This window comes from Sellimonas caecigallum (assembly GCF_019754295.1).
In the GTDB taxonomy this organism is placed as follows: Bacteria; Bacillota; Clostridia; order Lachnospirales; family Lachnospiraceae; genus Sellimonas; species Sellimonas caecigallum.
Genome location: NZ_VIRV01000004.1, coordinates 106,519 through 129,160 on the forward strand (window position 1 = coordinate 106,519; position 22,642 = coordinate 129,160).

The following is a 22,642-nucleotide window of genomic DNA, read 5'->3' on the forward strand; positions in this document are numbered from 1 at the left end:
TATTTTATTCATCCATACGGAGCATATGAATAATGTTGTCAAATTTCGACGATGCTGTCTTCATCTTTCCTTCTGTGAGAACGTCTGTTGTAAAGCCAAACTCTCCATCCAAACCTTCCACAGTCACATAATCTACATGTCCAAAACTCTCTTCCACGGACGCCTGCATGTCTTCTCTGCATCCGGACATGCGCACAAAATATCGCCTTTTTACCTCCATCCGATCTGCCAGCGTAAGCTTCTGTCCGGTCCAATACCTCGAAAGATTTTTATGTCTGTTTTTTGCTGCATCCACGATATCAGCGACAACCGCACTGGCTGTCGGCATCTTCCCGGCACCGCTTCCATAGAACATCGCGTCTCCAAGAGCATTTCCATGTACAAAGATGGCATTGAATACTCCGTTGACACTTGCAAGAGGGTGCTCCAGCGGAAGAAGGAACGGCGCCACGATGGCTTCAACCTTTTCCCTGTCTCTTTTCATCATAGCCAGAAGTTTAATGACCATTCCCATTTCTCGTGCATACTTCATATCTTCTTTCGTGATATTCGTGATGCCTTCTGTATAGATGTCCTCAAAGTCAACCTGCTGCCCTGATACAATGGAAGTCAAAATTGCAATCTTTCTGCAGGCATCGTACCCTTCCACATCCGCCTCCGGATTGCGCTCTGCAAAACCGTTGGCCTGCGCTTCCTTCAGCACAGCATCGTAATCCGCACCTTCATAAAACATCTTTGTCATCATATAGTTCGTCGTACCGTTCAATATGCCGGTAATTTCCTCGATCTCATCCCCAGTGAGCGACGTGTTGAGCGGCCGGATAATCGGTATTCCTCCGCCAACGCTGGCCTCAAAGAGATAATTTACATTCTTTTTCTGAGCAAGCTCAAGGAGTTCAGAACCATGTGCCGCCACAAGCGCTTTGTTGGATGTAACTACGTTCTTACCGGCTTCCAGGCATCTTTTTACGAACGTGTAGGCTGGTTCGATCCCTCCCATGACTTCTACCACGACGTCCACTTCTTCGTCTCCCACGATCTTTTCAAAATCATGGATAATAATATCCTGCACAGGATCCCCCGGAAAATCCCGAAGATCCAGCACATATTTGAGCCGCACTTCCGTGCCTGCACACTTATCGATCCGGCTCTGATTCAGCCGAAAGACTTCCACAACTCCCGACCCAACTGTTCCGTAGCCAAGTACTGCAACATTTACCATCTGTTTATTCCCTCCCTACAATCTTCAGATAATGTACTCCCTCATGTTCCTCTATCTTTGCAACCATCTCCGACAGATTTCCTGTCGTCTGGAGTACTTCCACGCTCATTGTGAGCGTAGCCACTCCATTCAGCGGAATACTCTGATGAATCGTCAGGATATTGGTCTTATATTCTGCCGCCTCGTGCAGTATCTCTGATAAAAGCCCCGGCACATCATCCATTTGCAAGACAAGCGTGATCGTCTGCCCTTTTTCATTTTCATGAAACGGGAAAATGTCATCTTTATATTTATAAAAAGAACTTCTGCTGATTCCAACTTTTTCTGCCGCTTCCCCGATAGTCATCCCCCTCTGTGTCGCCAAAAGATGTTTTACTTCCACAACTTTTAAAAGCACGTCCGGAACCGCTTTTCTATTCAGCACATAATATTTTGTCTTATCCATTTAGTCTCTCCTGTTTCAGATAGGCATTGATGAAGCCGTCGATTTCGCCGTCCATCACTGCCCCTACATTGCTGACCTCCTCGTTCGTCCTGTGATCCTTTACAAGACTGTACGGATGCATAACATAGGATCTGATCTGATTTCCAAATCCGATATCCTTTACCTCTCCCCGTATTCCCGACATCTTTTCTTCCTGTTCCTGCTGTTTTAACAAGTAAAGCTTTGACTTCAGCATCTGCATCGCTTTGTCTTTATTGTGATGCTGAGACCGCTCATTCTGACACTGCACGACGATTCCTGTTGGGAGATGCGTGATCCGGACAGCGGAAGACGTCTTATTAATATGCTGTCCTCCCGCACCGCTTGACCGGTATGTGTCGATCTTCAGCTCGTCCTCACTGATCTCGATATCGATGTCCGTATCGATGTCCGGAATCACGTCGCAGGATGCGAAAGAAGTCTGCCGTTTTCCGGCGGAATTAAATGGGGAAACCCGCACAAGGCGGTGTACCCCTTTTTCTGACTTCAGATATCCATACGCGTTTTCTCCGTGGACTTCAAAAGTCACATTCTTGATGCCGGCAATATCTCCGTCGAGATAATCCAGTACTTCCAGCGTAAATCCATGACGTTCAATAAATCTGGAATACATCCGGTAGAGCATCTGATTCCAGTCGCACGCCTCTGTTCCGCCAGCCCCCGCATGGAGGGTCACAATAGCATCGCAGCGGTCGTATTCCCCTGAAAGCAATGTTCCTATCCTGACATCCTCAATCTTATTTTCCAGTTTCTTTAGATTCCTTCTTATCTCCGGAATCAGACTTTCGTCATTTTCCTCGGAAGCCATATCCAGAAGGATCTCTGTCTCCTCATAGCGATCTTCGAGTTCCTTCGCAGTCTCAAGCGTATTCTTCAGACCTTTCAGTTCCTGCATTACTTTTTTGGAATATTCCGGATCTTCCCAGAAATCCGGTTCTTCCATCTTTCTTTCCAGCTCTTCTACCCGTTGTTCTTTGGCTGGCAGGTCAAAGTGAATCCCTTACTTCCCTGAGAGGTTCACTGAATGCCTGCAGATCTAATCTGAGCTGTTCCAGTTCTACCATTCTTTCACCTCTTTCAATATTTTGCTGCCGCTGCTGTCTTACCAGCTTCTTCTATTTCTTTCTTCCGCAGCACTGTTTGTATTTCAGTCCGCTTCCGCACGGACATGGATCGTTCGGATATACCTTTTTCTCGGTACGAGTCTTCGGCGCCCGTACAGAAGTGTCGTCTTTGTTTGTCCCAGTTACCTGTACAACCTGTTCTCTTTCCACTTTCTGTTCAATCTTGATGTGGAACAAGATACGAATCGTATCTGTCTCAATCGCTTTTGTCATCTCGCCGAACATATTATATCCGAGCATTTTATATTCTACCAACGGATCTCTTTGACCATACGCCTGAAGACCGATTCCCTGACGAAGCTGATCCATATCGTCGATGTGATCCATCCACTTGGCATCGATAGCGCGGAGAAGTACCACTCGTTCTACTTCCCGAAGATGTTCCGCTTCCGGGAATTCCGCTTCTTTTTCCTCATATGCTTTTACGGCCCGCTCTTTCAGCATATGTTTCAGTTCTTTCTGCTCCATGTTTTTGACTGTCTCTTCCGTGACAGCCGGAAGTGCCGGGATCGTCTCGTGAAGTTCCACGTCAAGTCCTGCAAGATCCCATTCATCATATGCCTGTTCAGAGGATGCGTGTCTGTCCACTGCGTCTTCCACATATTCTGTGATCATATGATATACAGAATCCCTCATACTCTCTCCATCCAGCACTTTTCTTCTCTCTTCGTAGATGATTTCTCTCTGTTCATTCATAACCTGATCGTATTCGAGAAGATTTTTACGGATTCCGTAGTTGTTAAACTCAATCTTTTTCTGCGCTTTCTCAATGGCATTGGAGAGCATCTTGTGTTCGATCTGTTCCCCGTCTGCCACACCGAGCGTATTGAATACGGACATCAGTTTTTCAGATCCGAACAGCCGCATAAGATCGTCTTCCAGAGAAATATAGAAACGGGATTCTCCCGGATCTCCCTGACGTCCGGAACGCCCGCGGAGCTGATTATCGATACGTCTTGACTCATGCCGCTCTGTTCCGATGATCTTTAACCCGCCTGCATTTTTTGCATCTTCATCAAGTTTGATATCTGTACCACGTCCAGCCATGTTAGTAGCGATCGTTACCGCCCCGTGCTGTCCCGCCTGTGCAACGATTTCCGCCTCCAGCTCATGGAACTTGGCGTTGAGAACATTATGCTTGATTCCCCTCCTTGTGAGCATCTTGCTCAAAAGTTCGGATGTCTCAATGGTAATCGTGCCGACAAGAACCGGCTGTCCTTTTGCGTGGGCCTCTTCAATGGCATCGCAAACGGCATTGAATTTCTCTTTTTTCGTTTTATAAACCGCATCATCCATATCCTCACGGATGACTGGTTTGTTGGTAGGGATTTCCACAACGTCCATTCCGTAAATGTCACGGAATTCTTTTTCTTCTGTGAGAGCTGTACCTGTCATCCCACATTTTTTCTCAAATTTATTAAAGAAGTTCTGGAATGTGATGGTCGCAAGTGTCTTGCTCTCTCTGTTTACTTTCACATGTTCCTTTGCTTCGATAGCCTGATGCAGTCCGTCGGAATAACGGCGTCCCGGCATGATACGTCCTGTAAACTCGTCCACGATCAAAACTTCGTTATCTTTTATTACATAATCCTTATCTCGGAACATCAGGTTGTGAGCTCTGAGGGCAAGGATGATATTATGCTGGATCTCCAGATTTTCCGGATCTGCAAGATTGTCGATATGGAAGAAGTTCTCTACTTTCTTCACACCGTCTTCTGTGAGGTTGATGGCTTTCTCTTTTTCATTGACAATAAAATCTCCGGTCTCTGTGATTTCCTCTCCCAAAATGGCATTCATCTTGGAAAATTCTCCGCTGGCTTCGCCTTTTTCCAGCTGTTTTGCAAGAATGTCGCAGGCCTCATAAAGGCGTGTGGACTTGCTGCTCTGGCCTGAAATAATTAGAGGTGTTCTGGCTTCATCGATCAGAACAGAGTCCACCTCATCGATGATGGCATATTTCAGCCCTCTCTGTACAAGCTGTTCTTTGTAGATGACCATATTGTCTCTCAGATAGTCAAATCCAAGTTCATTGTTTGTGACATAAGTGATATCACAGTTGTACGCTGCTCTTCTCTCGTCATTGTCCATGCTGTTTAATACAACCCCTACTTTAAGTCCGAGAAATTCATGTACTTTTCCCATCCACTCGGCATCACGTTTTGCCAGATAGTCATTGACCGTGACGATATTCACACCTTCGCCTGTCAGGGCATTGAGGTAAGCCGGAAGTGTGGAGACAAGCGTCTTACCTTCACCTGTTTTCATTTCTGCAATACGTCCCTGATGAAGGATGATCCCTCCGATCAGCTGTACGCGGTAATGTTTCATTCCGATAGAACGGAACGCAGCTTCTCTTACCGTCGCAAACGCTTCCGGGAGAAGGCTGTCAAGCGACTCTCCATTTGCATACCGCTCCTTATATTCCTTTGTCTTTCCTCTGAGTTCTTCGTCGGAAAGCTTCTGCATCTCTGGCTCCAAAGCTTCGATATGATCTACGATTGGATAAATTCTTTTCAGCTCATGCTGGCTGTGAGTACCAAACATTTTTTGTAAAAATCCCATATTTTTACTGCTCCTTATTGATTCTTAAAATTAACCTATTCTCCATTCTATCACTATATCCTGGCTTGTTCAACAAATTTATAAAGTGTTCACAAACTCTTTCCAACATGTTCATACCTTTGGCCTTAGTCATCTCCCATATTTTTCAACAAGATTTTTGTAGGAAAGTGAACCTCCAAAAAGATCCAGTGCACTCCCGACCGTAAAATCAATCTTATTTCTGCCTGCCCCCATAAGAATCTGAAGATCCTCCTCGGAGGAAATGCCCCCTGCATATGTGACCGGCATTTTTCCTTTTTCCGCCCACATTCCAAGAATACGGACAAGCTCTTCGTCTACCCCTGATGCCTTCCCTTCCACATCCACTCCATGAACTAGGAACTCATCGCAGTATCCTGACAAACTTTGCAGGAGCTCGCCGTTTACTTCCGTCTCGGTAAATTTCTGCCATCGATCTGTTACCACAAGATATTTCCCATCCTTTTTCCGACAGCTTACATCCAGCACAATCCGCCCTTTCCCAACGACAGCTTTCAGCTCTTCCAGGCGGCCCCAGAGTATCTTTCCCTCTCTGAAGACCCAGGATGTCACGATCACATGGCTGGCTCCCGCATCCAGATATTCCTCAGCGTTTTCTGCTGTGATCCCTCCTCCAACCTGAAGCCCGCCAGGAAATTCCCTCAATGCTTCCAGCGCCTGTCTTTTCGTCTCCGCATAGGAGATGGAGGAAGGCGGATTCAGAAGGATCACATGCCCTCCGTACAGCCCGTCTTTTCTGTATTTACCGGCATACCATGCCGCATCTTTTTCTGAGATATAGTTTGTGCTGGCCTCGCCTCTCTGGTCGGAAAGAGTTCCTCCTACAATCTGTTTCACTGCACCATTATGGATATCGATACACGGACGAAACTTCATCCGTTCCACCTCGCTTTCCTACACTACCACGTCAATTTATTGTACTACCATACCACAGAAACACAATCCCGTCAACTGCAGAAACCCGTTTGCCCACCTCAAAAAAAGTAAGAGAGCTTTCGCCCTCTTACTTTCTGTTTGTATCCTGTTCCCGCACAGCGTTATTGTTGTCTGTATCGTCTCCGTCCAGCATGTCTTCCACACCGTCCTTGACATCACGCGCTCCGTCTTCCACGTCGTCTTTGAGATTTTCTGCCCCATCTTCCAGGGTGTCTGCTCCCTCCTTCAGGTCTTTGTCCAGGGTATCCCCTGTATTTGTTCCTCCTGTTGCATCATTGACTCTGTTTTTTCCTGCACATGCTGTCATACTTCCAAGCATACCGACACATAATACAACAAGGACTGCTTTTTTCCATTGTTTCATAATCTGTCATCCTTTCTGTAAATATTCTGGACAATCTTTACTATTTACAGAAAGCTGAAATTTATACGTTCTAAAACTGTATCACATCGCTCATATCGTATTTGCCCGCTTCTTTTCCCGCCAGAAACTTTGCCGCTTCCAGAGCTCCTTTTCCGAACACTGCTTTGGAATATGCAGTATGGCAAAATTCGATCACTTCGTCTTCCCCTGCAAAAAGTACTTCGTGCTCTCCAACGATCGTACCGCCGCGCACTGCTGATATGCCGATTTCTTTTTTATCTCTTGCCACGCGTTCGCTGCTTCTGTCGTATTTATATTCATAGACGCCGCCTGCTGCTTCATTCAAAGAATCTGCAAGAGCAAGTGCAGTCCCGCTTGGCGCGTCGACTTTTTTGTTGTGGTGTTTTTCCACTATTTCCATATCATATCCTGCCGGGGCAAGTACTTTGGCCGCCTCTTTCAAAAGCTTCAGCAACAGATTGATGCCAAGTGACATGTTTGCCGACTTGAGCACCGCTGTCTTCTTTGCCGTCTCTTCCACAAGGGCAATCTGCTCTTCCGAAAGCCCTGTCGTACAGAGTACTACCGGAAGCTTCCGATCAGCACACATGTTCAGAAGGCCATCCACTGCCTTCGCATTAGAAAAATCAATGACTACGTCCGCCTCTTCTTCACATTCTTCCAGGCTTTTGTATACCGGATACGGATTTTCAATCCCTGTATATGTGTCAATGCCGGCGACGATTACAGCCCCTTCATCTTCCGCCACAAGTCTTGTGATGACCTGTCCCATCTTTCCGTTGCATCCATGCATAATAATTTTTACCATCTTTTGTTCTCTCCTTTACCCGTTTTGATTGATACTGCAAAGAGGGCGCCGTAAAGACAGCTCCCTCTTTTTCAACACCGGCCCTGGCTTTTTCTATGCCAGCTTCAGGCCGAACTTTTTCATTTCTTCTGCCAGCGCTTTTTTGTGATCTTCTTCCATAGGAGTAAGAGGCATTTTCAGTTCTCCCACTTCTTTCCCCATCAAATTCATCGCCGTCTTGATCGGAATCGGATTGACTTCGCAGAAAAGCTTGTCGATCAGCGGGATGGCATCCAACTGCATCTGACAGCTGCCTTTAATATCCCCCTCAAAGAACTTTGCACACATATTATGGGTGTACTCCGGTGCAATATTAGCAAGCACAGAGATGACACCTTTCCCGCCAAGTGATAAAAGCGGAACAATCTGATCGTCGTTTCCGGAATAGAGATCCAGTTTTCCATCCGTCAGATTCATGATTTTGGCAATCTGTGAGATATTGCCGGAAGCTTCCTTGATCCCTACGATATTTTCCACTTTGGCCAGTTCTGCTGCCGTCTCCGGTGTGATATTGAGTCCTGTACGGCTTGCCACACTATACAGAATGATCGGCGCTTTTGCCTCCGCAGCTACCGCTTTGTAGTGTGCAATCAGCCCTTTCTGTGTTGCTTTATTATAGTAAGGTGTCACAAGCAAAAGGCCGTCTGCCCCGTACTCTGCTGCCTCTCTTGACATTTCGATCGTCGTAAATGTGGCATTGGATCCTGTTCCGGCAATGATCGGAATCCGCTTCTTTGCCTGCTGGATCGTAAACCGGATACACTCCATGTGTTCTTCCTCCGTGAGTGTGGAAGACTCTCCGGTCGTTCCGCAGATGATGATAGCATCTGTCTTATTGGCAATATGATATTCAATCAACTCATCCAGTTTATCATAATGAATCGACCCGTCCGGTAAAAATGGGGTCACAATAGCTACTCCTGAACCTGTAAAAATAGACATGCTGGCTACCTCCAAATATTTCTTTGCTTTTTCACACTGTATAACATTAAATCGTTATTATAAAAGTGTAACACTATTCGGTATCTGTGTCAATCACAGTTCTGATGTCTATTTTCTCTTTTTCGATCCTGCTGCTAGTCATTTTGACATTCCAGCTTACTTACAGACACTTCATAAGCCGTACGCCTCTCTGTCTCTGTCTCTGAGAGTTTCTTTATATACTCTCTGCTCTGCACTCTCCCCAGAATGTGTACATGTTCGCCTACCGCAAACGAAGATGCAAATCTCGCGTTTCTTCCCCAGCAGATACATGGGATGTAATCGGATTTTCCGTATGGACGATTGACCGCCAGCAAAAGGTCCGCGATTTCTCTCCCAAGAGGTGTCTTCCGGTAGACCGGCTCCTTACAGATATACCCATCAAGGAAAATGCTGTTTGTCTTAACACCGTCCATCTCCTCGTCATCCTCAACAAATGAGACTTCCCTCGCAAATACGGAAAGTACAAGGCGATTTTTCTGTTCTTCGTGACGATTATAGGAGCGGAATTGTCCCTGAACGATAATGTACTCTCCCACATAATCCTGTGTCACATCGATGAGCCTTTCCGAAATCATGACCGGGATGCGGTCCTGCGAATTGCTCAGCCGCTTTACGAGCACCTCCATTGTGTAAAAGCCTTCTCCAAACACTTCGTGGCTGAATTCAAATGTCGTTGCCACCTCTCCCATGATCGTTACCTGGTTGTTTTCAATGATCTTATCTGACATGAAATGTAATTCTCCCTTCCTCTGATACGTAGTTTTTTATCTTTAATACTTTATGCCCCTCTATGAAAGGATATTCCTGCTTCCACATATTTTCCAGCTTTTTCGCTCGACAGAATACGATATTCTTTCGAGAAGTGCTTGTAAATTCCGCAAAATATGGTAGACTATACTAGTTGCTTCATTATATAAGTAGAAAGAAGGAATTTACTATATGAAAATAAAACGCGAAGATATCCGCAATATTGCCATCATTGCCCATGTGGATCACGGAAAGACTACCCTCGTGGATGAACTCCTGAAGCAAAGCGGAGTGTTCCGCGAAAATCAGGAAGTAGAAGAGCGTGTGATGGACTCTAACGACATCGAACGGGAACGTGGAATCACGATCCTTTCCAAAAACACAGCTGTTTACTACAAAAACACAAAAATCAACATCATCGATACCCCAGGACATGCAGATTTTGGAGGCGAAGTGGAGCGTGTCCTGAAAATGGTAAACGGGGTCATCCTCGTCGTAGATGCTTTCGAAGGCCCGATGCCGCAGACAAAGTTTGTCCTTAAGAAAGCGCTTGAGCTCAAACTCCCTGTTATCGTCTGCATCAATAAGATCGACCGTCCGGAAGCCCGCCCGGATGATGTGATAGACGAAACCCTGGAGCTTTTTATGGACCTGGATGCAAGCGACGAACAGCTTGACTGTCCGTTCGTATACGCTTCCGCCAAAGCAGGATATGCGATCCTTGAGCTTGATGACAGTCCGCAGAATATGACGCCTCTTTTTGAGACGATCCTGGAATACATTCCTGCTCCGGAAGGTGATCCGGATGCCCCTACCCAGGTGCTGATCAGTACAATCGATTACAACGAATATGTAGGTCGGATCGGCGTAGGAAAGGTAGACAATGGAACGCTCTGCGTCAACCAGGAAGCCATTGTTGTAAACCATCACGAACCTGACAAACAGCGGAAAGTCAAGATCAGCAAACTGTATGAGTTTGACGGTCTGAACAAAGTGGAGGTAAAAGAAGCTGGCGTTGGCTCTATCGTCGCCATCTCCGGAATTTCAGATATCGCCATCGGGGATACGATCTGCTCCTCCGATGCTCCGAATCCAATCCCGTTCCAGAAGATTTCCGAGCCGACCATCTCCATGCAGTTCAAGGTAAACGACAGCCCGTTTGCCGGACAGGAAGGAAAATTCGTGACGTCCCGCCATCTCCGAGACCGTCTTTTCCGAGAACTCAACACGGACGTCAGCCTCCGGGTGGAAGACACGGATGACATGGACAGCTTCAAAGTGTCCGGACGAGGAGAACTCCACCTGTCCGTCCTCGTTGAAAATATGCGCCGGGAAGGCTATGAATTTGCAGTCAGCAAGGCTGAAGTCCTTTACAAGCATGATGAAAACGGAAAACTCCTTGAACCAATGGAGCTTGTCTATATCGATGTGCCGGATGAATTTACCGGTGTTGTCATCGATAAACTGAGCCAGCGAAAAGGTGAGCTCCAAAATATGGGAATGTCGAACGGGGCGTACACAAGACTGGAATTTTCTATCCCATCCAGAGGACTCATCGGATACCGCGGTGATTTCCTAACCGACACAAAAGGGAACGGGATCATGAACACTTCCTTTGACGGATATGCCCCATATAAGGGCGATATCCAGTATCGCAAAAATGGATCTCTCATCGCTTTTGAGACTGGCGAAGCCTTGACATACGGTTTGTTCAGCGCCCAGGAACGCGGTACACTTTTCATCGGGCCTGGCGAACGCGTGTATTCCGGAATGGTCGTTGGACAAAATGCGAAAACTGACGATATCGAACTGAACGTCTGCAAGGCCAAACATCTGACAAATACCCGTGCTTCCGGCTCAGACGAAGCTCTGCGTCTCTCGCCTCCAAGAATCTTAAGTCTGGAGGAGGCTCTGGACTTCATCGACACAGATGAGCTTCTGGAAGTAACGCCGAAAAGCCTTCGTATCCGTAAGAAAATCCTGGATGCACGTCTCCGCAAACGGGAAAATAACAAAAAATAAAGAGGTGTCCTAAATGGAATTTTTATATTTTCTGGAAGGCATCCGCACTCCAATAGGTAACGAATTTTTCCAGTTCGTTACCTATTTTGGACAAGAGATGCTACTTGTTGCTGTGATCTGCATTTTTTACTGGTGTCTGGACAAATCGTTTGCCTACCAGCTGGCACTCACATATTTCTCTGCGGGACTTTGCGTCCAGGCATTGAAAATTACCTTTCGTATCCCGCGCCCGTGGATCCTTGATCCGGAGTTTGCCCCGGTCAAAAGTGCAGTCCCTGCTGCCACAGGCTACTCTTTTCCAAGCGGCCATACCCAGGGCGGTACTTGCCTTTTTGCTCCGCTCGCCCTTCGCGCAAAAAAAACAGTGCTCAAGCTTTTATTTACCGCCGCATTTTTGCTCATCGGTTTTTCCAGAATGTATCTGGGGGTACACACACCAAAAGACGTCCTTGTATCCATGGGAGTTTCCCTGTTTTTTTCCGTCCTGATCTGGAAATATAAAGACCAGATCCTGGAGCACCCGCGAAAAGTTCGCACTCTTTCGCTTATTCTTGGTGTCATCTCCATTTTAGTCATCCTCTATACAATAATCCAGCTTTTTGTTTTTTCCCTGCCGGAAAAATATGCTTCGGACTGTCTCAAAGCGGGCGGCGCCGGACTTGGATTTGCTGTTGGCTTCTTTCTGGAAAAAACGTATATCCGTTTCTCCCCTGAAACTCCGCGGTGGACTTTTCAGATTCCAAAGCTCCTCCTGGGGCTGTTCAGTGCACTCCTCCTAAAAAACGGGCTGTCGCTCCTTGCAGGATTAGGTATGATATTTAAATCTGCAGAGTATTTTCTGCTTGTACTCTGGATTATTGCGGGCTATCCTTTCCTTTTTCAAGCATTTTTAAAAAGAAAAGAGCGTCGGTAAGTTTGACATATTTTTTATTTATTTTTGTTTGATATCTCCTTTTATCAGTTAACTTATTTGTGTTCACACTTTTTTTCGATATTTATCATTGCATGTCCACGTCTGTCGTAGTATAATAAGGACAGGAATAACTGGTAAAGGAGTTGGGCTTATGAAATTTAATATCAGAGGAAAAAACATTGATGTTACACCTGCATTGAAGGATACCATCGAGCATAAACTAGGAAAACTGGAAAGATATTTTACTCCTGATACTGAGGTCAATGTTACCTTGAGCGTAGAAAAGGAGGAACAGAAGATCGAAGTTACGATCCCGGTAAAAGGAAATATCATCCGCTCAGAGGAATCCAGCAGCGATATGTATGTATCCATTGATCTTGTAGAAGAAATTATCGAGCGCCAGCTGAGAAAATACAAAAACAAACTGGTTGCCAAACACCAGGCAGGTGTAGATTTCAGTAAATCTTTCTTTGAAGATACAGAACATGGCAGCGTAGAGGACGATTCTATCCATATCATCCGCACAAAACGTTTCGGTATCAAACCAATGTTCCCTGAAGATGCATGCATCCAGATGGAGCTTCTCGGACACAACTTCTTTGTATTTACGAATGCAGAAACTGATCAGGTAAATGTCGTATACAAGAGAAAAAATAATACCTACGGTTTGATCGAACCGGAATATCAATAAATTTCAAATCCCCCAGCCTTTGTAGACTGGGGGATATTTTTGTGTCTGAAAATCTCTTCTTTTTACGATTCGAATAGCAAGAGCCTGTCTTCTGCCTCTGCAAAATAGCAGGACTCTCCCCACTCCATTACCACTTTTCCATTTGTCTGTTCTGTCAGTTCTGCCTCGAGATGTCCTTTTTCATCCTCTGGGACAAGACAAATCATAGATACAGCATCCGTGTACGTTGTGTCCAATATCTGAATCCCTGCCTGTGCCAGGAGATACTGAATCTTCCCAAGTCCAGTATAATCTGTCCTGATTTCCAGTTTAGAAGCATATTTTCTGGTAATAATACTACTGTTGGCAAGTCCTTCTCTGGCTGCCTGCGTATAGGCCCTTACCAACCCTCCTGTTCCCAGAAGGGTTCCTCCAAAATATCTGGTAACCACTATAACGGTATTGAAAAGTCCAGCTCCGCACAGAACATCAAGAATCGGTTTCCCTGCCGTCCCTTGTGGTTCTCCATCATCGCTGAATCGTTTCAGCACCGGTTCCTCTTTCAGTACATAAGCAAAACAGTGATGCCTTGCATTGTAGTGCTTCTTCCGTACTGATTCTATAAATGCCAGCGCCTCATCCTCTGTCTCAATATGCTGTACGGCTCCAATAAATCTTGATTTTTTTTCAACAATTTCTCCCTCTTTTCCGTCCAGTACAGTTTTATATTCCATCAACATACTTATTCTTCCTTGCCTCCTGAAAAATATTCCCTTCTCTACTATAACAGTAATTTAAATATTTTCAAAACATTTTCTTAAGTTTTTACGACAGGAAGCTGAAGATTGGATTTTTTTCTTTATTTCAATATTGAAGTTTGTTATAATATACTGGTATAAAAGGAGGCATATGCTCATGAACTATGGTAGAAAAAAAGCTGCTCAAAAACGAAAGGACATTACCTCAAAATCTACAAAGAAAAAAAAGCGAGTTGGCGTTCGCATCTTTAAAAGCGTACTCCTTCTGCTCCTTGTGCTTTTTATAGCAGGATGTGTCGGCGGAGGCATCTTCGTCAAAAAAGTGATTGACGATGCACCGGACATCACTCCGGAAGATGTAAAGCCGACGGGATATACCTCTTTCATTTATGCATCAGACGGAAAGACAGAAACAGAGCGGCTCACGTCCGCCGGATCAAATCGTGTCTATAAGACCATCGACCAGATTCCGAAGGATCTTCAGCACGCATTTGTCGCCATTGAGGACGAGCGTTTTTATGAACATAACGGAATCGACCCAAAAGGGATTATCCGAGCTGGCTTTATCGGCATTACAACAGGAGATTTTTCCCAAGGTGCATCTACTCTTACGCAGCAGCTTATAAAAAACAATATTTTCGACTTCATGTCCGAGGACTCCTTTATGGACAAAGTGGAGAGAAAAATTCAGGAACAGTATCTGGCTCTGAAACTTGAAAAACAGATGTCCAAAAATGAAATCATGGAAAACTATCTCAACACAATCAACCTCGGTCAAAACACACTTGGTGTTCAAGCTGCATCCAGACGCTACTTCAACAAAGACGTGTCACAGCTTACTCTTTCTGAATGTTCTGTTATCGCGGCAGTCACACAGCGTCCAAGTTATTATAACCCTATTACCAATCCAGACCACAATTCTGAAAGACGTAAACTGGTTCTGAAAAACATGTTGGAACAAGGTTATATTTCTCAGTCTGAATATGACGAGGCGCTGAAAGATGACGTGTACTCCAGAATTCAGAATGTCAATACGACAATCACTGACTCAAACCCTCAGAGCTATTTCGTCGATGCTGTGATCCAGCAAATTCTGGATGATCTGGAAAATCCGGAAGTCGGACCTGGATACAGCGAAACGCAGGCTTACAACACCCTGTACAAAGGCGGTCTGAGTATTTATTCCACACAGGATCTGGAAATCCAGGGGATCTGCGACCAGGTTATCAACGATGATTCCAATTATCCATGGAAAATCGAATACGGCCTTTCCTATCTCCTTACTGTAACACACACAGACGGTACTCAGGATAACTACAGTTCCGGCCATATCAAAAAATTCCGCCAGGAACATGATAATGTAAAATACGGCCTTACTTTCTCTTCTGAAGAAGCTGCAAGGCAGACAATCGAAGAATTCAAGGCATCCATCGCCAAAGAAGGAGACACCTTCGATGAGAAGATCACACTCTCCCCTCAGCCGCAGGCATCTGTTACTGTCATTGATCAAAAAACAGGAGAGATCAAGGCAATGGTCGGCGGGCGTGGAGCGAAGTCTTCCAGTATGAGTCTGAATCGGGCTTACACAGGTTCCAAGCGCCAGCCTGGATCCTGTTTCAAGATTCTGTCTACCTATGCACCTGCTCTCGATGCCTCAGGCAAGACACTGGCAACTGTCATCCGGGACGAGCCTTATAACTATGCTGACGGAACTCCTGTATCCAACTGGTGGGGCGATTACTACCGCGGCGACATGACCATGCGTGTGGCAATCGAAGATTCTGCCAATATCTGTGCAGTTAAAATGCTTACAGAGATTACTCCTCAGCTTGGCTTTGACTATTTGCAGAAATTTGGCCTTTCCACTATAGTGGAGAGCCGCACAGAAGACAACGGAAAAGTATACACGGATATCCAGCAGTCTACTGCTCTGGGCGGAATTACCGACGGTGTCTACAATTATGAAATGTGTGCTGCCTATGCTGCTATCGCAAACGGCGGCGTATACAGAGAGCCGATCATGTACACAAAAATTCTTGATCATGATGGCAATGTCCTGATCGACCGTACAGAAAAACAGAAGACATCTACAGTCATCAAAGAATCCACTGCTTATCTTCTCACAAGCGCGATGGAAGATGTCATTAAAAAAGGAACAGGTACGCCTGCAGAACTTTCCAACATGGCTGCTGCCGGAAAGACAGGTACAACCACCAACAATGTGGATCTCTGGATGGCGGGCTACACTCCATACTACACATGTACGATCTGGACGGGTTACGATGACAATAAACCGCTGGGAGACAGTGAGTGGGACTATCATCTGAAGATGTGGAAACAGATCATGGATCAAATCAATGATACAAAAGGACTTACCTACACAGAATTCGAAATTCCGGATTCCATCGTCCAGAAAACGATCTGTTCACAGACAGGAAAACTTGCCGTTTCCGGTTCCTGTCCGTCTATTACTGAATACTTTGATAAAGGAACTGCACCTACGGAAAGTTGTTCCGGACATGTCACTGAAAATGAAGCGGAAAACGAGGATGAGGAAAACACCGACGGCGAAACAGGAGAAAACACGGATTCCGAAAACAGCGGCAATTCCGGTTCTTCCACGGATACCCCTTCTACAGGGGATTCTGAAAATTCCGGAGGCTCTGATTCCAACGGTGGGAACACCGGAAGCACTCCCCCGCCGTCCGGAGATGGAAACAGCGGCAGTTCCGGAGGAAATAACGGTGGTGGTTCCGGCAACACCGGAGGCACTACACCGCCATCCGGAGGTGGAACTACACCGACACCTTAAAAATCAAAAGAAGCACTTCCCTTTTCGAGAAGTGCTTCTTTTGATTTCTATTTCTTAATTATCCTGTTATCTAGCCAAGCACCAGTTTGGCGGCTCCACAAATACCTGCATCGTTCCCAAGCTCTGCCAGGGCAAACTCTGTGTTTGCATTGGCAAAGAATGCTCTCTCCTTATACGGCTTCTCAACAAACGGAAGCAGTACTTTTCCGGCTTTGGATACTCCTCCGCCGATCACAAAGACTGCAGGATCTGTCGCTACAGCCAGATTTGCGAGGGCATATCCGAGATATCTTCCGAACTCTGCAGCAATATCTTTTGCAACCGCGTCGCCCTCTTTTACTGCGTCAAATACTGTCTTTGCATTGACCGGACCATTTCTGAGAATAGTTTTTTCCGATGTCTCTGCCAGTTTTTTCTTCGCCAGACGTGTGATTCCTGTCGCAGAGGCGTACTGTTCAAGACATCCGAAGCTTCCGCATCCGCACTGTTCCTTCTCATCATAATTCACACAGAGATGGCCAATCTCGCCTCCTGCCCCGTGTTCCCCTGTGAGGATCTTTCCGTTGATGATGATACCGCCCCCGACGCCGGTTCCAAGTGTGACCATGATCATGTTTTTATGGCCACGCCCTCCGCCAAGCCACATCTCGCCAAGTGCTGCTACATTGGCATCATTTCCTGTCGCTGTATAGATACCGGTAAGCTGTTCCATCTCTTCTTTGACATTTTTATAACCCCATCCGAGGTTGGCTGTTCCATTTACGATGCCTTCTTCCGTGATTGGAGCCGGAACTCCCATCCCGATACCTACGATTTCTTCCTTTTGCATCTTCTTCTCTTCCATTTTTTTCTTGAGTGAAGCTGCAATGTCTGGAAGAATATTCACGCCTTCTTTTTCGGTTCTCGTCTTGATCTCCCATTTATCTATGACTCTTCCATCCTCACAGAACAGACCGATCTTTACACTTGTTCCTCCAATATCTACACCAAAACAATATTTCATTTTTCTTCTTCCTTCCTTTTATTTTGACAGGCTTTCCTGTACTCTTCTGTATAATTCTTCTGCTGCATTGTAACCCATCTGTTTCTGTCTGTGGTTTACGGAAGCAGATTCCACGATAATGGCCAGATTTCTTCCCGGCCGGATCGGTATGGAATGACAAACAACTTTATTTCCAAGGAACTCCGTATACTCTTCTTTCAGTCCAAGGCGGTCATATTCTTTATTCTTGTCCCATTCTTCCATATTGATCACAAGGTCAATAGACTGTGTTTCTTTGACGCTCTGCACACCAAACAGTGTCTTCACATCCACAATACCGATGCCTCTCAGCTCAATAAAGTGTCTTGTGATATCCGGAGCTGTCCCCACAAGAGTGTCATCGCTTACTTTCCGGATCTCAACCACATCGTCCGTTACAAGACGGTGTCCTCTTTTGATCAGCTCCAGTGCGGCTTCACTTTTCCCTATACCGCTTTCTCCCATGATCAACACTCCAACACCGTATACGTCCACGAGCACCCCGTGGATGGAAATGCATGGCGCAAGCTGCACATTGAGCCAGCGGATGATCTCTGCGGAAAAGTCCGATGTTTCTTTCTCTGTCTGAAAGATCGGAACATTCAGCTCATTCGCCTTCTTCAAGAATATTTCATCCGGTTCCAGATTCCTGCAGAAAATAATGCAAGGTATTCCATAAGAGAGAAGCTGTGCATACACTTCCTCTTTTCTTTCTTCCGAAAGAGTCTCCAAATATGTGTACTCTACGTATCCGACAATCTGAACACGCTCCGAATCAAAATGGTCGAAGAACCCTGCAAGCTGCAAAGCCGGCCTGTTGATATCCGGCACCTGAATTTCCGCTGATGCCAGATCCAGCTCCGGTGTCAGATTCTTTAACTCCATTTTCTCGATTACTTTTTCCAGTTTTACCCCCATATTTGTTTCTCCTTTTCAAAGTTTACTGCTGATCCAACAATCATAAAAACAGTATACCATATCAGTGAAAAAAATTGTACACGTCTCTGGCAGATTTTTCATTCATCGATGGAAGTTTCTTCAGCTCTTCCAAATCTGCATTTTTGATTGCCTCCAGATTCTGAAAATGTTTCATAAGATCTTTTCTTCGTTTTGGCCCCACACCCGGAATGTCATCCAAAATAGAATGTACCTGTCCCTGCGTCCTAAGCTTTCTGTGAAATTCGATAGCAAATCGGTGCGCTTCATCCTGGATCCTTGTGATCAGCTTAAATGCCTCGGATGCTGTATCGATAGGGAGTTCCTGGTCATGATAAAAAAGCCCTCTCGTCCTGTGTCTGTCGTCCTTTACCATCCCGCAGACCGGGATATGGATCCGAAGTTCGTTTAGCACTTCCTCCGCAATGTGAACTTGCCCTTTTCCTCCATCCATGAGGATCAGATCCGGGAAAAGTGTAAAGCTGTCAAAGTCTTTTCCGTGATCTTTCCCTTTCAGCCCATGGCTGAATCTTCTCGTCAGCACTTCCCGCATGCTGGCGTAATCGTCCGCTCCCTGCACACCTTTGATCTTAAATTTTCGGTAATCGCTTCTTTTGGGCTTTCCGTCTTCGTAGACGACCATAGATCCCACAGAGTTGAATCCATTTGTGTTTGAAATGTCAAATGCTTCCATCCTGCGCACACCGCTGATACCGATGATCTTTTCCAGTTCCCGCACAGCTCCGGTTGTTCTTGCCGCCTCACGGATCAATCGTTCCTTGTCCTTCGCCAGAACCATCCCGGCATTTCTTTCGGCCAGCTCCACGAGTTTTTCCTTATCCCCTTTTTTCGGGACAGTAAACGTTACTTTATGTCCCCTTCGTCCGGTCAGCCATTCTTCCAGAAGAGACTGTTCTTCCAGTTCATACTGAACCATCAGTTCCCTTGGAATGTACGGTGTACCGGCATAAAACTGTTTGATAAAACTTCCCATGATGGAAGCCTTTGACTCATCCGGATCCACCCGGAGATAAAAGTGGTCTCTTCCGATCAGCCTTCCTCCACGGATAAAGAATACCTGGACGATCGCGTCCTCTCCTTCCCGCGCCACAGCAAGCACATCTCTGTCTTCTCCGATTTTTCCGGCATCTGTGATCTTCTGTTTTTCTGAAATCTTATGGACACTCGCGATCAGCTCACGGTATTCGATGGCCTTTTCGAACTCCATCTTTTCCGATGCCTCCATCATCTTCTCCTCCAGTTCTTTCAGAATCCCGTCGTAGTGTCCGGAAAGAAACTTTACAACCTCGTCGATAGCTCTTCGGTATTCTTCCTGAGATACATAGCCCTGGCATGGCGCTTTACACTGTTTGATGTGATAATTCAGACATGGCCGCTCCTTTCCGATATCCCGGGGCAGATTCCTGTTGCAGGTACGCAGAAAGTACAGTTTTCTTACCAGCTCGATGATATCCTTTACTGCCTGTGAACTCGTGAAAGGCCCGAAATACCTTGCCTTGTCCTTTGCCTGTTTTCTTACCATCATGATCCTCGGGAAAGGTTCCTGAACTGTCACTTTGATAAAGGGATATGTCTTGTCGTCCATGAGCATCGTATTGTATTTAGGACGGTGTTCTTTGATCAGATTACACTCCAGTACAAGCGCTTCCAGCTCTGAATCCGTGACAATATATTCAAATCTGCGGATATGCGTGACCATCTGCTCGATCTTGATTCCTTTGTTCCTGCTTGTCTGAAAATACTGTCGTACTCTGTTCTTCAAACTGACGGCCTTTCCCACGTAGATGATCTCATCCTTTTCATCATGCATCAGATAAACTCCCGGCCTGGCCGGCAGTTTTTTTAATTCTTCTTCAATTACAAACATTTCTTGCCTCCTTGTATCGGGAATGGAAAAGAAGCACAGCGTACGGTTTTCCCATACGCTGTGCTGTATCGTCTATTGTTCCAAAGGCTTCTCTTCAGATAAATCCAAGTCTTCCGCCTTTTCTTTGATTGCATATTCTTCTGTCGGTTTCATGGCAATGCGCTCTTCCTTTCGCGATGGCTCAGCATCCTCCGTAATACCTTTCACTTCGTGCAGAATCTGCATGAATTCTTTTCCTGTGATGGTCTCTTTCTCAATCAGAAATGCAGCGATCTTATCAAGCGCTTCCCTGTTTTCCTTCAGAATACGCTTTGCTTCTTCATATGCAGCTTTCAGCATCTGCATTACTTCCGCATCGATCTCCGCTGCTGTCCCTTCTCCACAGTTCATGACAGCCCTGCCATCCAGATAACGGTTCTGGATAGATTCCAGTCCGATCAGACCGAATTTTTCCGACATACCGTACTGTGTGATCATTGATCTTGCAATTTTTGTTGCTTTCTCAATATCGTTTGATGCCCCTGTTGTGATCGTATCGAACACGATCTCTTCAGCGGCACGCCCTGCCAGAAGACCTACCAGCATAGCTTCCAGCTCTTTCTTTGTATTCAGGAATTTTTCCTCTTCCGGTGTCTGCATGACATATCCGAGAGCTCCCATCGTACGCGGCACAATCGTGATCTTCTGTACCGGTTCAGAATCTTTCTGCAGCGCGCTCACAAGAGCATGCCCTACCTCATGGTATGAGACAATCCTTCTTTCTTCCTGACTCATGATCCGGTCTTTCTTCTCTTTTCCAACAAGCACCACTTCCACCGCTTCAAACAAGTCTGACTGAGATACAGCCATCCTTCCATGTTTTACGGCATTGATGGCCGCCTCATTGATCATATTGGCCAGATCGGATCCGACAGCACCGCTTGTTGCCAGAGCAATTTCATCAAGATTGACTGTCTCGTCCATCCGAACGTCTTTTGCATGTACTTTTAAGATATCTACCCGTCCTTTTAAATCCGGACGCTCTACAATGATCCTCCGGTCAAAACGCCCTGGTCTGAGCAACGCTGGATCCAGGATCTCAGGACGGTTGGTTGCCGCCAAAAGAAGCAGTCCTTTATTTGTATCAAATCCATCCATCTCTGCCAGAAGCTGATTCAGTGTCTGTTCCCGTTCATCGTTTCCTCCAAGCTGCGAATCACGACTCTTACCGATAGCGTCAATCTCATCAATGAAGATAATGCACGGCGCCATTTGCTGCGCCTGCTTAAACAGATCACGCACACGTGATGCACCGACACCTACATACATTTCCACAAAAGCGGATCCGGACAGAGAAAAGAAAGGGACATTGGCTTCTCCAGCTACAGCTTTCGCGAGAAGTGTTTTTCCTGTTCCCGGAGGCCCTACAAGAAGCGCCCCTTTTGGGAGCTTGGCCCCGACACCTGTATATTTTCCCGGATTGTGAAGAAAATCCACAACTTCCTGGAGAGACTCTTTGGCTTCATCCTGACCTGCCACATCCCTAAATGACACTCCGGTCGTCTTTTCCACATACATCTTTGCATTGCTTTTTCCAATCCCCATCATTCCGCCGCTGCTTTTGGAAATCCGTCTCATAAAGAAACTAAGTCCTGCAAAAATAAGCACAAACGGAAGAACAAAACTAAACAGAAGATTCAAAAGCATCATCGATCTGGAATCCGGTATCTCCGTCTTTACGATGACTCCTGCATCCTCCAATTTCTTATACATATCCGGATCATCTACGATACCGGTGTAGTATTCCACCTGTGCAGAAGAGCTGAGCTGCGGAAGCCATCCCCATTCATCCTGACTCTGGCTGCCTTCTTCTCCGCTATCTTCTTTTTGCTTCTCTGCCTCTGTCTTCGGTGTGATACGAATTTTATCAGACTCAAATGTTACTTCCTTTACCTCTCCCGCCTTGACCATTTCCATAAATTTTGTATATGAAATCTCCTGAGAAGGGGTGTCCTGCATGAACTGATATAAAATCATAACGAAAACAGCGGCAACGATCGTCGTTATAATGATAATTCCATAATTCTGCCTGTTGTTTTTATTATTGTTCTGGTTATCCATTCTTATCCTCCTACATACTATCTTCTTTATTATAAGGAGCATTACCATACAAATCAATAAAAAGATTATGAAAATATTGTAAAAAACACGGTATTTGTAGTATACTAAACGAGTAGCCTAAAATCGGTAACCGGGCAGATTTTCTGCCCGATTCTCTGTTTAGGGTGTGTATGTACTTTTTCCTGCACACTT

At 45.7% G+C, this 22,642-nt stretch carries 18 protein-coding genes; 4 read left to right on the plus strand and 14 right to left on the minus strand.

Translation table 11 applies throughout. From position 1 onward, the window contains the following. Positions 1-4 precede the first annotated feature (4 nt). From FLB61_RS04645 to FLB61_RS04685, 9 genes are all read right to left on the minus strand, one after another. Positions 5-1,222 carry a homoserine dehydrogenase gene (locus FLB61_RS04645; protein ID WP_221919513.1) on the minus strand — a complete coding sequence of 406 codons (1,218 nt, stop codon included), beginning with the start codon at positions 1,220-1,222 and terminating at the stop codon, positions 5-7. 4 nt (positions 1,223-1,226) lie between these two features. Continuing rightward, positions 1,227-1,667: an ACT domain-containing protein gene (locus FLB61_RS04650; RefSeq protein ID WP_087198835.1), complete on the minus strand. Its 441-nt coding sequence runs from the start codon at positions 1,665-1,667 to the stop codon at positions 1,227-1,229. Further along, a protein-coding gene (gene prfB / locus FLB61_RS04655) for a peptide chain release factor 2 (protein WP_144018215.1) occupies positions 1,660-2,770 on the minus strand; the annotation gives its coding sequence in 2 pieces (ribosomal slippage) (positions 1,660-2,694 and positions 2,696-2,770; 1,110 coding nt in all). The genes FLB61_RS04650 and prfB overlap by 8 nt, the downstream gene beginning before the upstream one ends. A 51-nt stretch (positions 2,771-2,821) precedes the next feature. Next, positions 2,822-5,392, minus strand: a complete 2,571-nt coding sequence (gene secA, locus FLB61_RS04660) for a preprotein translocase subunit SecA (protein ID WP_087210869.1) — start codon at positions 5,390-5,392, stop codon at positions 2,822-2,824. A gap of 129 nt (positions 5,393-5,521) precedes the next feature. Then, positions 5,522-6,307 carry a phosphoribosylformimino-5-aminoimidazole carboxamide ribotide isomerase gene (gene hisA / locus FLB61_RS04665; RefSeq protein ID WP_087198833.1) on the minus strand — a complete coding sequence of 262 codons (786 nt, stop codon included), beginning with the start codon at positions 6,305-6,307 and terminating at the stop codon, positions 5,522-5,524. 127 nt (positions 6,308-6,434) lie between these two features. Further along, positions 6,435-6,731: a hypothetical protein gene (locus FLB61_RS04670; protein WP_087198832.1), complete on the minus strand. Its 297-nt coding sequence runs from the start codon at positions 6,729-6,731 to the stop codon at positions 6,435-6,437. Between the two features lie 70 nt (positions 6,732-6,801). Next, positions 6,802-7,560 (minus strand): 4-hydroxy-tetrahydrodipicolinate reductase, encoded by a 759-nt coding sequence (gene dapB / locus FLB61_RS04675; protein WP_221919514.1) that lies wholly within the window; start codon positions 7,558-7,560, stop codon positions 6,802-6,804. A gap of 93 nt (positions 7,561-7,653) precedes the next feature. Next, positions 7,654-8,541, minus strand: a complete 888-nt coding sequence (gene dapA, locus FLB61_RS04680; protein ID WP_087198830.1) for a 4-hydroxy-tetrahydrodipicolinate synthase — start codon at positions 8,539-8,541, stop codon at positions 7,654-7,656. A gap of 134 nt (positions 8,542-8,675) precedes the next feature. Then, entirely contained in the window at positions 8,676-9,311 is a 636-nt protein-coding gene (locus FLB61_RS04685) for a single-stranded DNA-binding protein (RefSeq protein ID WP_087198829.1), read from the minus strand. A gap of 211 nt (positions 9,312-9,522) precedes the next feature. Here FLB61_RS04685 and typA point away from each other — a divergent pair, with 211 nt between their 5' ends. The 3 genes from typA to hpf all read left to right on the plus strand — a co-directional run bounded on the left by typA (position 9,523) and on the right by hpf (position 12,956). Further along, positions 9,523-11,352, plus strand: a complete 1,830-nt coding sequence (typA, locus tag FLB61_RS04690) for a translational GTPase TypA (RefSeq protein ID WP_087198828.1) — start codon at positions 9,523-9,525, stop codon at positions 11,350-11,352. A 13-nt stretch (positions 11,353-11,365) separates the two neighbouring features. Further along, on the plus strand, positions 11,366-12,265 hold the full coding sequence (locus FLB61_RS04695) for a phosphatase PAP2 family protein (RefSeq protein WP_221919515.1): 900 nt from the start codon (positions 11,366-11,368) through the stop codon (positions 12,263-12,265). Positions 12,266-12,416: 151 nt separating this feature from the next. Continuing rightward, entirely contained in the window at positions 12,417-12,956 is a 540-nt protein-coding gene (gene hpf / locus FLB61_RS04700; RefSeq protein WP_087198826.1) for a ribosome hibernation-promoting factor, HPF/YfiA family, read from the plus strand. A gap of 62 nt (positions 12,957-13,018) precedes the next feature. Here the strand turns inward: hpf and FLB61_RS04705 are convergent, their stop codons facing one another. After that, complete coding sequence (locus FLB61_RS04705) at positions 13,019-13,675, minus strand: YigZ family protein (protein ID WP_087198825.1); 657 nt, start codon at positions 13,673-13,675, stop codon at positions 13,019-13,021. 175 nt (positions 13,676-13,850) lie between these two features. On the opposite strand from FLB61_RS04705, the gene FLB61_RS04710 reads away from it, so the two are divergent. Then, entirely contained in the window at positions 13,851-16,505 is a 2,655-nt protein-coding gene (locus FLB61_RS04710) for a transglycosylase domain-containing protein (protein ID WP_221919516.1), read from the plus strand. Between the two features lie 70 nt (positions 16,506-16,575). On the opposite strand, the gene FLB61_RS04715 is transcribed toward FLB61_RS04710, so the two are convergent. The 4 genes from FLB61_RS04715 to ftsH form a co-directional block, all read right to left on the minus strand. After that, a complete protein-coding gene (locus tag FLB61_RS04715) occupies positions 16,576-17,508 on the minus strand; it encodes an ROK family glucokinase (protein WP_221919517.1) in 933 nt (310 codons plus the stop codon). 18 nt (positions 17,509-17,526) lie between these two features. Continuing rightward, positions 17,527-18,444 (minus strand): HPr(Ser) kinase/phosphatase, encoded by a 918-nt coding sequence (hprK, locus tag FLB61_RS04720; protein WP_087198822.1) that lies wholly within the window; start codon positions 18,442-18,444, stop codon positions 17,527-17,529. 61 nt (positions 18,445-18,505) lie between these two features. After that, complete coding sequence (gene uvrC / locus FLB61_RS04725; protein WP_221919518.1) at positions 18,506-20,350, minus strand: excinuclease ABC subunit UvrC; 1,845 nt, start codon at positions 20,348-20,350, stop codon at positions 18,506-18,508. A gap of 72 nt (positions 20,351-20,422) precedes the next feature. Then, positions 20,423-22,450 carry an ATP-dependent zinc metalloprotease FtsH gene (gene ftsH / locus FLB61_RS04730; RefSeq protein ID WP_221919519.1) on the minus strand — a complete coding sequence of 676 codons (2,028 nt, stop codon included), beginning with the start codon at positions 22,448-22,450 and terminating at the stop codon, positions 20,423-20,425. Positions 22,451-22,642: the final 192 nt, after the last annotated feature.